Raw genomic sequence first — 14039 nt, forward strand, 5'->3', positions numbered from 1 at the left:
TGAGCTCATGCTAGAATGCTCACTAAATTTTTTACACCTAATCTTTGGACACTCGCTTGATTACCTGCTTCTCTTATCAGGCTTCATGCTTCAACACTTGTTCACCTGCTTTGTTAGTCAGCTAGAAGCCCAGACTTTCTCAATCAAGCAGGCAAAAAACATTCTCCTACAAAAAATCACCATCTTCGTGATTATTTCACTAGCACATGGCATTGATTACTTATTAGGAAAAAACGACTTACTAAGAAATACGACGATTTGTTTCTATATCGCACACGAAGCCATCCAAACATTAGAAAACGCCACACATCTACACGTCTTAATCCCGATTAAATTAAAAGAAGCGATTAAACACTTACTTAAACTACAGGAGGACGAATCCAATGACTAATTACCAACTCTCAACAGAAGGCTATCAATTCATCAAACAATGGGAAGGCGAACGCCTACAAGCTTACCGGGATCCCGCTGGTGTCTGGACGATTGGTGTCGGACATACTGGACCCGTCAACGGCCAACCAATCAAAGCCGGCTTAACCATTACCGCCAAACAATCTGAACAACTACTACAAACCGATATTCACACACACACCCAAGTACTCAAACAAGTCGTTACCGCACCCTTAACCCAGCACCAATTCGACGCACTCGCAAGCTTCTGCTTCAACTTGGGCCCTAATATCATTAAAGATGCCGCACTCCTTCAAGCCATCAACCGTCAAGATTGGCTAGAAACAACTAACCAAATGTCCCGCTACGTCCACGCCGGCAATGTCGTCTTACAAGGACTCGTTAACCGCCGACAAGCCGAAATCCAACTCTTCATGAAGAACCTAACCACTAGCAACTGGCGCAAGGAAACCGGCACCTTCACACTCAATACAGCCATCAACTTACGCACACAAGCAAACACCAACGCCAGTATTATCGCCACCTTACAACCCAAACAAGCCATCAAATACGATGCCTACCTAATCGAAGCCAACGGCCACGTCTGGCTTCGCCAACCACGAGATAACGGCTATGGCTACCTTGCTAGCGGACAAAGTAAAAACAATAAACGAATCAGCTATTGGGGGAGCTTCAGCTAACCGCCACCAAAGCATTAATTCAAAAAAAGGAGCTGTGACAGATTTTTGTCACAGCTCTCTTTTTATCTCCAAATAAAAAGAGCTAGACATAACGTCTCGCTCTTCTAAGTATCACTATTCCACTTCTAACTGTTCTTTCAATAACGTTGTTACACGCGCTAATTCATCATCACCAATAATTTGGTAAGAAACGCCACCAATCATATCCCCTGTTCCTTGTAACTGATCAGAAGTCATTGAGCCAAATGATGATGAATACTTAGATTGTAAATCTAATAATTGATCCCATGTAAGATCCGTTGCGACACTATTTTGTAGTAACTTCAAGATATCATTGTAGTTCGTTAAAGTATTGAAGCTTAATGCTTGCTTCAAGATAGCTGTAACAACCTTACGTTGACGATTTTGACGACCATAGTCCCCATTAGGATCATCATAACGCATACGAATGTACGCCAGTGTTTGTTCCCCATTCATGTGATTCACACCAATTGGGAAGCTATAGTTATCCTGTGTGAATTCAATATCATTATCAACATCAATACCACCCACGATATCTACGACTTGTTTCAATCCACCCATATCCACGGCCACATAATGGTCAACCGGAATATCTAATAAATTCTCAACTGACAACATTGACATCTCTGCCCCACCAAACGCGTACGCATGGTTCAACTTATCAATTGTATCATGGCCAATAATCGCTGTGTACGTATCACGAGGAATACTTACTAAGGTTGACTTCTTCGTATTAGGATTAAGTGTCGCAATCATCATCGTATCCGAACGCCCTTGCTCCACACGACCTAAATCTCCCGTATCAATCCCTAACAACAGAATCGAGATAGGATCACCCTTCTTCGTCTGCGCAGCCTTATCACGCAACTCTGACACTTCACGATCAATCGGCTTATGAATATCAGAAGCCGTCCCCTTCGCATCAAAATACACCTTAGCCGCCATACCTGCTACTGCTAAAATTAATAATACTAATATTCCTATAATCGTCTTTAATAACTTCTTACCGAATGAAGACTCCTTCTTCATCTTCTCACTCGGTTGATTGTGTCTACTAGAACGAGACATGGTATCAACTCCTATAATTTGTAATACAATTACTTTAACGTAGTTTTTATGTAGATTCAATAAATATAGGGGAATTTAATTAATTTATAAAAAAGGAATTTATTATGCATCGTATAATATGAATTCTATTAATCTTCTGACTCACGTGGTATCATAAAGTTAATTAGTTATAACCCATCATTTTTAGATTTTATTACTAATATTTTTTATAACGCGAATTGTAAAATTAAGCTAGAAAAATAAAAAGGCATTTATGGTACACTCAAATTGTATTTCCGACGAAAGAAAACAAAGGAGAGTAAACCATAAATGACCTATAAACATCTTACCATAGACGAACTAACAATGATAGAATCCTATTATCTTCAAGATAATAAACCGGTTGAAATTGCTAATCGAATGGGACGTGCTGTACAAACTATTTATAATGTGGTTAATAAGTTAAAGCAAGGCATGACAGTTCTTGATTATTGGCATCAATATAAAGAAAACAAGAAAAAATGTGGTAGAAAAGTCATTCAATTACCTACTCATGAAGTAGATGATATTAAAGAGAAAGTCGCTCTTGGTTGGACGCCTGACGTCATTATTGGGCGACAAGAAAGCCCTATTTCATGCAGTATGAGAACACTTTATCGTTTATTTTCTAAAGCAATATTTGATGTTGGGGCTTTACCTATGAAAGGCAAAAGAAAACCCAATGGCCATCAGGATAAACGGGGAAAACAACAGTTCAAGCGTTCAATCCATGCTCGACTTGATAATTATCCTGATTTCAATTCTGAGTTTGGTCACCTTGAAGGTGATACGATTGTTGGCGTTCATCATAAAAGTGCCGTTATTACGTTAGTTGAAAGATTATCTAAAGTAATTATCACGATTAAACCCAACGGCCGTAAGGCATCATATATTGAAACGGCCCTTAACCAATGGTTTTCTCGCTTTCCTAAAAACTTCTTTAAATCCATTACGTTTGACTGTGGAAAAGAATTTTCTAACTGGAAAGCTGTCAGTAATCAACATGATATTGATATTTATTTTGCAGACCCTGGAACGCCTTCTCAACGCCCATTAAACGAGAATTCCAACGGGATTCTACGCCGTAATGGACTACCAAAATCAATGGATTTTAGAGAAATCGATCAAATATTTATTTCAAGCATCAGCAATCAACGCAACCATATTCCAAGAAAATCATTGAATTACAAAACACCTATCGAAATATTTTTGAGCTATGTACAAGAAGCATTTTATTCTAACTTAATTTGACAAATCATATAATAAAAAAGAAACTTCAATATATTTACAAGCATTATTTTGGAAATTAATCACTGATTTATTTAATTTTTTTCTAAAAAAAACCAAACCTTTTTTTCTTTATCTCTTGATACTCAGGTACTTCTACCTTATCACCGTTAATCAAAGCTTTTGCTACTTGCTCGAATTCATAGACTTTGGCTTTGCCGTATTCTTTTCTTAGCTTAGCGTAAGCTTCTGCTAAGTAGAAGTTACGTGTTTTTAAGTTATGCGCGTCACTTGCCATCATATGGATCAAGTTATGGGCTAACATTTGTTCAGAAACCTTTTGTATCTTTTTACCGAACACGCCGACATAACTTGGCGCGGTCATTTGTGTTAAGATACCCATCTCAATAAATGGGATTAACTTATTAGGATCCTCGATAAAGACGCTATTTCGTTCAGGATGAACAATAACAGGCGTTATACCTTTAGCCAACAGTTCAAAGAATAATTGCTCGGTGTACTTGGGGACATCTTGTGTTGGGAATTCAATTAATAAATAATGATCCGCAACATCCGTCCCTAATAATAAGTCAGCTTCATACTCCTCTATTAATTCTCCTGAAATCCGTACCTCTTGACCTTCAAATAGCGTCAACGGTATCTGTTCTTCATCAAGAATCGCTTGTAAATCTGCAACCGCATCCATTATAGCTGCTTTATGGTTGCGATACTTCCCATTATGATGGGGTGTACACAAAATGTGGGTGATACCACTATCTACAGCTTTTCTAGCCATTTCAAGTGAATCCTCCACATTCTGCGCGCCATCATCTAAACCAGGAAGAATATGACAATGCAAATCAATCATCTTCTCACCTCATTTAATTTTTTACTTTTCTGTCTCTATTATTGATAATTCGTTATATAGATAAACGATACTACTTATTCCTTAAAATTTCAATATAGGCATTGAAATTTATTTTTTCTAAATTGCAATATTAAGTTAGCCACTTAGGTAAAAAAATCTAAATATCAATGTTATTTTAACCAAAACCTCTTTTACTATCAGGTTTTGGTTTTAATTTTTTCCAATTCTTCTAAAAATAGTATGACTGGTTGTCGATAGTTTAACAACTTACGTGGTAAAAAATTGATACTATCAGTAGCTTGCTGAATAAATTGTTTTGAATACTTATATATCGGTGTTCCTTTCGGAACAAATCTCCTAAGTAATCCATTATGCCGTTCATTTGTTCCACGTTCCCATGAGGAATACGGATGAGCAAAGTAAATATCTCTCGCATGGTTTAAGGTGTCTTGTAATGAGCTAAATTCACTTCCGTTATCAGCGGTGATTGATTTAAACACATGAGAAAACAAATGACCAAACTGCTTTTCTAGTTGTTTTAACGCATAGCAAACAGACTCTTCAGTATGGTCATCTAAAATAGCGGTCACCATGTAGCGTGTTTTTCTTTCAACGAGAGTGAGTAAAGCATTGTCATCTTTTGTTTTGGCTCCAAGAACACTATCTATTTCCCAATGACCAAAAGATTGTCTACTATCAATCGAAGCTGGCCGTAGATCAATTGATTTTCCTAGCTCTTTTTTATGTTGATGGCTTTTCTTTTTCTTCGGTGATAACCTAAGCTTCATTTTAAGATGGTGGTTTCTTATTGGTAGAATGCCACTATCTATGTAGTTATAAAGTGTTTTAGTGGAGACTGTAGGTTTGTCAAAATCCTCTAAGGATTTAACAAACCCAACAATCGCATCTGGTGACCAATTAAATTCAATGATTTGTTTACAAGAATAATTAATAAAGTCAAAGGCACTTATTAATTTGGATTTAGCTCCACAACGCTTCCTGTTTTTTATATAAACGGCTTGTCCTGTATCAGCAAAATAGAGTTGTCTAACTTTTCTATTTTCTTTAATTTGAGTTGTGGTACCACGTTTAAGCTCGTTAGCAATCGTTTGGTGATGACGACCTAACCGTTTACCAATTTCTCTATTTGATTTACCATCCTTATGCCAGGATTCAATAAGTTGTCTTTCCTTGAAGGAAAGGTGTTTATAGGTTGATTTTTTTGTGTTACTCTTAATTTGAGCCATGGTAAAAATTCCTTTCATTGTTGAGTGAGTACTTCAATGATACATGATTTTTTACCATGGTGTTTTTTATTTATCTTAGGGTGGCTAACTTGATTCTACAACTAGCCGAAATTTATTTTTTTATTAAAAAGTAACAAGCTATACTAAGTCAATTAACGAAATAAATATTTCATTGTTATATTATCTGTCACTTAATCCTTTGACAAATATTTTTAATCAGACTTAGAATCGCGAACTCTTTTAATATACTAAATTTATAGGTTTTATTCTATCGATTCCAAAACATTTCACAATTATTCTCAAAAAATACTTGTTATTTTCACAAAAAATCCATATAAAAATGATTCGGTATATACCAATTATAAAAGGTCTGTCCGTAGCTAAGTCACACTACGATTTTCTTTTCTAATAGATAAGGGTTATAAGTCGCTTGTTCCTCTGTCATTTGATACACACTACCTAAATTAGGTAAGTTCAACTGATCTTCAATAAAATCAACACTAGAGGCTGTTTTATCCATGAATTCTAGCAAGAATGTTATTCCTAGGCCCATTAATAGCCCAAGCATTGTGCCAATTAGTATATTTAGTTTCAGATTAGGGCCTACGGGTGCTTTTTTTAGCGTTGCTTCAGAAAAGATACTCACATTATTAATTGCAGGCACTGCTTGTGATGTTTCAATAAATTCTTTTGATTGAACATTTGCTATTGTTTGCGCTTCTTCTGGACTATTCGCCGTTACTTTAATTGCAAACATCTGAGAATTCGTATTCTGGACAACTTCTGATTGTGAACGGATGCTTTCGATTGATTTATTTATACCATAAGATTGTTTTAATTCTAGACGTACTTCTTCTAATAATTTTTCTGAACTAATAATATCTTTATACGTATTAATCATTTGTAAGTTAAAGTTCACATCTTCTAAATCCGTATCATCCTGATCTTTACTCAACTCAGGTAAATCAGCAATCATTTGTGCAGATGAACTATACTTCTCATCCATCAGAAACTGCGTAACCAATGCTGCTATTCCACATCCAATAATTCCTAAACTAAGAATCAATAGCCATCTATTTTTAATTATTTTAATAAGTTCTTCTATACTAATGGTTTGTTCCATACATAACAACTCCTTTCAACTTAACTTAACAAGAGTTAAGAAACACCTGTTATTTTAAGATTATATCTTATATTTATTCACTTTTCTATCATTTTATTCTAATAAACAATTATGATAACGTTTTAATAAATAATTTCTTTATTTTTTTAATTTAATATACTTAATTATTTAATAAGCTTATTCATTTAGTTATAATATATATAATAGTAGAAACTTTCAGAAAAGAGGAAATTAGTTGGCAAATAATCAGTTAATCAATATATACTTAATGCGTCATGGTGTTACGATGTTAAATACATCCAATAGCGTCCAAGGGTGGGCGGATTCTCCTTTAACACCTGACGGGGAGCGCGCGAGCGAATATGCTGGCATGGGATTAAAAGAAGTGGCGTTCGATGCGGTCTATAGTAGTGACAGTGGGCGCGCAATGCAAACGGCTCAGCATGTCATGAGTGAAAACATAGCGACCGTTAATTGGTCCTTAACCACAGAAAAAGGTTTGCGAGAATTGTGTTTTGGTTCTTTTGAAGGTCGTTCGAATGACGACCTATGGGAAGTTCTATTAGCTGAAGCTAAAGAAGATGATATTAATAATATGGATATGCCAACTTTTGTGGATGCCATGGCTTATCATGAAGCACAACAACGTCCTTCTCACGCGAACACCTGGCCATCAGAAAATTATGATATGTTTACCAAACGTTTGAGCCAAAGCTTCTATAAGATTGGGGCGAAGGCTTTGGAAAATGATCAACGCAATATCTTGGTCGTGTCACATGGATTAAGTATTCAAGCCGCACTTGAAGCACTTACCGAAACACCAGCCGACTTCAATCATATGGCAATGAATAATTCAATTACTCATTTACAATTTGATGGGCAACAGTTTCATCTAGCAGCCTATAATGATACCAGCTATGTTGAGATTGGCCGTCAATTAATAGAAGAATAGTTTAAAGATTTAATCTACTAAATAACTTAAAAAAGAGTCCCTCTCTTTAATAAACGGATGTATACTGGAAAATTTTTGTTTTCCAGTTTTTTATATGCAATTTTTTTGGGTGTTTTTGTTATGATGAACATAACTAGGTATTTTGACATTAAACGTTTATAAGGAGTTTGGTATGAAAAAAATTGTTTTAGGGATAATAGTAGGAAGTTTCTTTGTGAATAGTGGTCTAGCAATTGCGACTGAACAGACGACTGATTCATCTTCAAATATAAGCATTGATTCGAGTAGCATTAGCGAGTCTCTTGATGCTATTTTGGTAACTAGTAGTACAAGTACTGAGAATTTTTCATCAACTGAAGAGACGGCAACGAACGAGTCTAGCGTTGAGTTTACGAGTGATATTCAAGAAGTAAATAGTTCGACCACTGTGAGCTCAACCTCAAATACTCGTGAGTCGTTGACAACTGCTACTAGTAGTGACAGCACAATCCAGGCAACTAAGTCTAGCGAGAGTATCAACCCAGACGATGCGTTGTACCAACAGTACTTAACAGATAATCGTCGTCATTCGATGAGTTTTGACGAGTATAAGACTTTCCAAAAGACATTAGAGACTCTGTCACGTAAGCCTAGATTGACGACGTACAGCAACACTAGCAACGTGCCGTATTTAACTGGTGAACGTAAACAAATTGTGGATCGTGCGAAAAAGTATCTAGGGGCAAGCTATTCACAAGTCAATCGCTTAGGTCCGAATTCCTTTGATTGTTCTGGCTTAACGTATCGCGTCTTTATGGACGTCTTGAAACGTAATATTGGAACCTATACTGGCACACAACAAACCTCGGGCACACGTATAGCGGTGGCTAATGCCAAACCGGGGGATTTAATTTTTTGGTCTTCAGATGGTGGTAAGAGCACGTATCACGTTGCGATTTATATCGGTAACAGTCAATATATCCATGCTCCAAATCCTAATGAGAAAGTCAATATCTCCCCTATTTGGTGGAAAGAGTGGCCGCCTAGTTTTGCTTTAAGAATGGATTTAAAAGAAAGTAACACCATTGATTTAACAAAATATTGGACGAAGTCACCTGGTAAGGTCGTTAACTTAAAAGCTACCCCTTATTATCGTTCAGCTGATTTTTCTAAAAGCACACAAGTTGGTACCTACGCTCTAGCAACCCAGCTAACTATTGATAAAATTGTTTATGATAAGAAGAAAGTACCCGTGTTCAAACTAAAAAATGGTTACTATGTATCGGCAGAAAGAGCGTTAATGCAAAAATTCACTTATGCTTCAATGAAACCCACGCAGTATAGTGTGTCAAAAAGCAACCCTGCACTCTATAAAAATATTACCTTAATGACTAAGAAAGCTGCTAGTACGCTTGGTAAAGTCTACGAAGTTCGAGGTAAATATACATTAGAAAACGGCGCAGTGATTTATACGCTTTATAATAAAAACGGCAGTTGGGCTGGCTATATGAATAGTAAAGACATGATACCAGTGAAATATGTCAGTTGGAACAAACCAGTGATTATCAATAAAGCCAATTATTCGTCCTATACCGACTTCTTCTTTAGCGGGAAGAAAATCAAGAATACGAAAACCCTGATTGGCACTCAGTATACAGCCAAAGGTTACTACATATTAGGGGACGGAAAAAAATACTTAACACTTTATGATAAAAAAAATAAATGGCAAGGCTATTTAAATAGTGCCGCAACGTTGAGTAATTTAACTAACTATTACCTATCATCACCTAAAAAAGTCGTCGCATTAAAAAGTACCGACTACTATCGCTCGTCAACTTTCACTAAGAATACTCGCGTTGGGACGTATCAAGTTGGTACGACACTTGATGTAACTAGTGTCACCTACGCAAGCAACGGGCTTCCCGTCCTAAAGTTGAAGAATGGTTACTATCTATCCGCTGAAAAAGCCCGCGTACGAAAATTCACGTACACCGCGATGAACGAAAAATACAGTATTTCAACAAAAAATGTCACTCTGTGGCACAAGATCACGCAAACAAACAAAAAAGCCACCAGCTCAATAGGAACAGTCTTCAACGTCAAAGGCCGATATAACATAGATAACGGCCAAATCATTTACTCCTTATACAAAAAGAATGGCACGTGGGCAGGTTACATGAACAGCAAAAACATGTCCCAGGTCAAATATGTCAGTTGGAATAAAAACGTAAAAATCACCAAGAAAAATTATGCTACTTACACTGATTTCTTTTTTAGCAGTAAAAAAATTAAAAACACCTCAAGTATCCTAAACAAAACATACAAAGCCAAAGGATATTACATCCTAGGAAACGGGAAAAAATATTTAACACTTTATGACAAAAACAATAAATGGATTGGCTATTTAAACGCTGAGGCGACTAAATGGTAACTAACAAATAGCCGATACAAAAGTTAATGATTACTTTTGTATCGGCTATTTGTTTGCACTTATTTATGGTAGCTGTCATTTGATTGATACAAATAATAACTCCACGGTTTGACAAAAAATTGATCGTGTTTTTTTTACCAGTTGATAATTATTGCGGATAATCTCAGGTATATCCTCTTTTTTGTGTTTTTTGGGTAGTCTTATCACAACAAACATTACTTTTTGTTCCTCGACTACTTGCTTTTGCTCATTCATTATTTGTGGCATCTTTTCATTTGAAATGTTAACACGTTGAAAGTAATAATTACTAGGTAATATATCGGCTGCTTGATACAGCCCCATATCTATACTGCCATAATTCAGTAAGGTAGGATTTTTTTCTTTATTAATGATTTCTGAAAAAATTTGTTGAGCAGGTTTTGTTGAACGACCATCGAGGGAAATCGTCTGGTTATTAGGAAATAATTTGGACTCGGTTAGTCGTCCATTAATGCCAATAATCATCAAAAGCGTCAACAATGCTGATATCATCAAATGAAAATTAGTAAACTGTGTTTGATTGAAATTTTTTATTAATGGCAATAAGGCCACACACATTATCGGTAATATACTTAGCAAATAATAATCGTAACTTTTACCTCCAAAAAAAGTGGTCACAATCATACTACTTAACGCAAAAAAGTAATTTAACATTAAGCCCTTATTTTTAAAAATATGATGATTCATCACAAGTTGATAACTACCGATTATCATCGTCATGAATACAATCTCATTTTTTTTCAATTGATTAAAGAAAATAATAAACGCATTCACTATCTTCCCAATAATTGTTCCACCATTGTCATTGGGGTACAATTTTATATTGGAATAAAAATACGCAAAGTACAGCGACTTTATCGCACCTTGAAAGTAAAAATAAACTACTACAATACTAGTTAGAAGTATAAAACCTAGCGATGTATAGAGGATTACTTCTATCATTCTTCGGTAATTTTTTTGTAGCATTAAATCAATCACAATTCCAATAATAACCGCTATAAAGACGCCAATTAATGTATATTTGCTCCAAAAGACCCATGCAAAAGATAACCCTAGCTTTAACCACTGACTATCACTGACAAACTCTTCATGATAAAAGACAAACAATAGATATATACTATAGATGATAAATGGGTAAGCAAGCTCTTCTGCACTACCCCCTCGATCAAAGTATGGGGTAAGTGTTAGTATTACACTACATAAAAAGACAAAAAATAAACTTGCTAATTTTTCGTAATAAAATCTGGCTATCTTATATAGAAAAAATAAGCTAAAAGAAAAAAATACTACTTCCACTAAATATATCATCACATAACTGGCCTTTATTTTGGAAATCAAATAGAAAACAAAAAATAACGTAGGCCCCTTCTGCTCAAATAAATCCCTGTACGGAATCAGTCCATTGGCCCATGACTTTCCAATTGTCAAAAAGACATTCAAATCTACCCAGTCATTTAACACATACAAAGGTGAATTTTTACTCTGAAAAAAGAGCACAAACACCGACCAGATTACTATCATAACGATGGGACATTTGTCGTTATTTAAGCCTATAGATTTATTCCTTAATACTCTTGACACATTACTCCTCCTTCACACGAACACTTCTCACTTAATCATAACAAATTTGTTATATTATTTATAAGAATATGTGTTGTATGAATGATAATAATTAAATAACCATGAAACAATTGACTAAGCAACTATTTCATGGCTATTTGACTTATAACTAATTTACTGTTTTTTAGAAGCAAAATCCGCATAATCGTAATAACTAATTCCTTTTAAGTTAAAGATGTCACTTCCATAGCTTAGGCCAATTGCTCGCGTATCTGTATCGCCTATTCCACTATAGAACACATAATAATTGCCATCTTCTTTAATCATACAACTACGATAGAGACCTTTTCCATCCCATTTTGCATGAACTTGTGATGGATAAATGATTGGTTTTAGTTGCGACCATTTTCCCTCTTGATTACTAGCATAATAAAGATTCATTTGATGGCGATCGCTCCATGAGACTTTTTCACCAGGTTCTTTTTCAAAACCAACTACTAACATCTCTTGATGCCCATCAATCTCTTGAACGTCTAAATGCCAACTGTGCATATTTTCTTTCTCATATGGAACATCGACTGTATCTGCTTTTGACCAATTTTTACCGTCTTTACTTGTACGATGATGAATCAAATAGTCATAACCAACATACCATACTTGATAGCCATTTTCGTCCTTAGTAAAAGCCGGTGATAACCAATCCTCACCTTTGCCACGGTTACAGGTGTACACTAATTCTTTATCCGACCATTCACGACCATCTTCACTGTTCATCTGATAGATATAAACCATTTTCTCCACATCATCAACATAACGCCAAAACATTTCAAGACGATTTTTTTCTTTATTAAATAATAAATGCGTGTCTGAATTATATTTTAACGGGCTATTGCTTTCATTCAGTGGTGAATTTTTAATATCATCTAATGGATTCATCCCTTCATCACCAAACGGCACATCCCAGGCAATCATATCGTGACTAGCAAAAATATGTGGGTTTTCTTTGCCAGCATCGCCTTCTGGATACGGGGTCACGGCCATCCAATATTTATACCCCGACCAATCTTTAGGAAAATTCACCACTGATGGATGAGTCACTTCAATCGTCTGATAAGCCGTTGGTAAAATAAGTGGTTGCTGTGCGTTGGCTATTGTTTCAACTTTTTCCCCGTCGATGATAACTGTTGTACCCGCCTCATCCAAGGATTTGGCTAAATACTTAAAACCGATATATTCTTTTGCCGGGAAATAAACTGACAATAGACCGATGATTCCTATAAATGACCAAAATAAGACATATTTTTTGTTATCTTTCAATTTGCGACCATTTAACAAATAAATAGCACTTGCAGTAATCAGAAAAACCCCTAAAACCAACAGCATCATAAACCTTAATCTTAACATTCTATCCACTCCTTTTTTAACCTACGATAAATAATAACCTAGTATCTAAATAATAACAATAGAAGTTAATAGCTTTATAGTTTCATTTAAGCCTCTTCTTTTATGACATATACAGGGCGTTTTTTTGTCTCTAAGAATATTTTACCGATATATTTACCTATTATACCAAGACATGACAATTGAATCCCGCCTAATAGTAGCATGATACTAATCATTGATGGCCATCCGGCTACAGGATCGCCACAAATCAAGGTGCGGATAACAATAAAAAATAGCGAGATAATAGCTACTAGACATGAAACGCCACCTAGCAAGGTAGCAATTTTAAGTGGGACATCAGAAAAATTGATAATACCATCTATTGAATAACTTAATAATCCCCAGAAATTCCAACTTGTTTCTCCGGCTATTCTTTCAACGTTTTCGTATTCTATATATACAGTATTAAAACCTACCCAAACAAATAATCCTTTGGTGAAGCGATTATATTCCGTCAACTCCAATATAGCATCAACCATTTGTCGAGTCATTAAACGAAAATCACGTGCGCCATCGACCATCTCAACTTGACCGATTTTATTGATGATTTTATAGAACAATTTCGCAAAGGCACTTCTAATCGGTGGCTCACCTTTACGATTGACTCTTCTTGTACCAACGCAATCGATTTCTGAATCTTGAATTTTTCGATACATCTCAATTAATAACTGGGGGGGATCTTGTAAATCGGCATCCATCACTGTCACATAATCTCCTGTTGCCCTTTGCAGCCCTGCATACAACGCACTTTCTTTACCAAAATTACGGGAAAAAGATAGATAGTGAATGCGTGCGTTTTTTTCATGAGCTTCTCTTAATATATTCAATGTCTGATCTTTTGACCCATCGTTAATAAAGATGTATTCGAATTCTAATGGTAGTTTTAACTCAACTTCCGACATTGCTTTAATAAACAATGGTACCGTTTTTTCTTCGTTATAACATGGAACAATCACTGATAATTTCATTTCT

At 35.6% G+C, this 14039-nt stretch carries 12 protein-coding genes; 5 read left to right on the forward strand and 7 right to left on the reverse strand.

What is annotated here, in order from left to right; translation table 11 throughout:
- Positions 1 to 7: 7 nt before the first annotated feature.
- Together E4Z98_RS07925 and E4Z98_RS10170 are read left to right on the forward strand one after the other, a co-directional pair.
- Entirely contained in the window at positions 8 to 391 is a 384-nt protein-coding gene (locus tag E4Z98_RS07925) for a phage holin family protein (RefSeq protein ID WP_135253372.1), read from the forward strand.
- Entirely contained in the window at positions 384 to 1091 is a 708-nt protein-coding gene (locus E4Z98_RS10170; protein WP_135253371.1) for a glycoside hydrolase family protein, read from the forward strand. Before E4Z98_RS07925 ends, E4Z98_RS10170 begins: the two co-directional genes overlap by 8 nt.
- A gap of 114 nt (positions 1092 to 1205) precedes the next feature.
- On the opposite strand, the gene E4Z98_RS07935 is transcribed toward E4Z98_RS10170, so the two are convergent.
- Positions 1206 to 2180, reverse strand: a complete 975-nt coding sequence (locus tag E4Z98_RS07935; protein ID WP_241856682.1) for an LCP family glycopolymer transferase — start codon at positions 2178 to 2180, stop codon at positions 1206 to 1208.
- A gap of 309 nt (positions 2181 to 2489) precedes the next feature.
- Here E4Z98_RS07935 and E4Z98_RS07940 point away from each other — a divergent pair, with 309 nt between their 5' ends.
- Positions 2490 to 3449 carry an IS30 family transposase gene (locus tag E4Z98_RS07940; RefSeq protein WP_135961186.1) on the forward strand — a complete coding sequence of 320 codons (960 nt, stop codon included), beginning with the start codon at positions 2490 to 2492 and terminating at the stop codon, positions 3447 to 3449.
- 82 nt (positions 3450 to 3531) lie between these two features.
- Here the strand turns inward: E4Z98_RS07940 and E4Z98_RS07945 are convergent, their stop codons facing one another.
- The 3 genes from E4Z98_RS07945 to E4Z98_RS07955 form a co-directional block, all read right to left on the reverse strand.
- Entirely contained in the window at positions 3532 to 4293 is a 762-nt protein-coding gene (locus E4Z98_RS07945) for a tyrosine-protein phosphatase (protein WP_135253423.1), read from the reverse strand.
- A 197-nt stretch (positions 4294 to 4490) separates the two neighbouring features.
- Positions 4491 to 5540 carry an IS30 family transposase gene (locus E4Z98_RS07950; protein WP_135253422.1) on the reverse strand — a complete coding sequence of 350 codons (1050 nt, stop codon included), beginning with the start codon at positions 5538 to 5540 and terminating at the stop codon, positions 4491 to 4493.
- A 385-nt stretch (positions 5541 to 5925) separates the two neighbouring features.
- Positions 5926 to 6663: a YveK family protein gene (locus E4Z98_RS07955; protein ID WP_135253421.1), complete on the reverse strand. Its 738-nt coding sequence runs from the start codon at positions 6661 to 6663 to the stop codon at positions 5926 to 5928.
- Between the two features lie 235 nt (positions 6664 to 6898).
- Here E4Z98_RS07955 and E4Z98_RS07960 point away from each other — a divergent pair, with 235 nt between their 5' ends.
- Both E4Z98_RS07960 and E4Z98_RS07965 read left to right on the forward strand, forming a co-directional pair.
- Positions 6899 to 7615: a histidine phosphatase family protein gene (locus tag E4Z98_RS07960; protein ID WP_135253420.1), complete on the forward strand. Its 717-nt coding sequence runs from the start codon at positions 6899 to 6901 to the stop codon at positions 7613 to 7615.
- A 172-nt stretch (positions 7616 to 7787) separates the two neighbouring features.
- The gene (locus E4Z98_RS07965) at positions 7788 to 10025 is read left to right on the forward strand and encodes a DUF5776 domain-containing protein (RefSeq protein ID WP_135253419.1); all 2238 of its coding nucleotides are present in this window, start codon (positions 7788 to 7790) and stop codon (positions 10023 to 10025) included.
- A gap of 75 nt (positions 10026 to 10100) precedes the next feature.
- On the opposite strand, the gene E4Z98_RS07970 is transcribed toward E4Z98_RS07965, so the two are convergent.
- The 3 genes from E4Z98_RS07970 to E4Z98_RS07980 form a co-directional block, all read right to left on the reverse strand.
- Entirely contained in the window at positions 10101 to 11645 is a 1545-nt protein-coding gene (locus E4Z98_RS07970; protein ID WP_135961187.1) for a glycosyltransferase family 39 protein, read from the reverse strand.
- A gap of 153 nt (positions 11646 to 11798) precedes the next feature.
- Complete coding sequence (locus E4Z98_RS07975) at positions 11799 to 13028, reverse strand: DUF2304 domain-containing protein (RefSeq protein ID WP_135253417.1); 1230 nt, start codon at positions 13026 to 13028, stop codon at positions 11799 to 11801.
- An 86-nt stretch (positions 13029 to 13114) separates the two neighbouring features.
- Entirely contained in the window at positions 13115 to 14035 is a 921-nt protein-coding gene (locus E4Z98_RS07980; protein ID WP_135253416.1) for a glycosyltransferase family 2 protein, read from the reverse strand.
- Between the last annotated feature and the right edge of the window lie 4 nt (positions 14036 to 14039).

This window comes from Vagococcus xieshaowenii (genome assembly GCF_004792515.1).
GTDB classification, from domain to species: domain Bacteria; phylum Bacillota; class Bacilli; order Lactobacillales; family Vagococcaceae; genus Vagococcus_A; species Vagococcus_A xieshaowenii.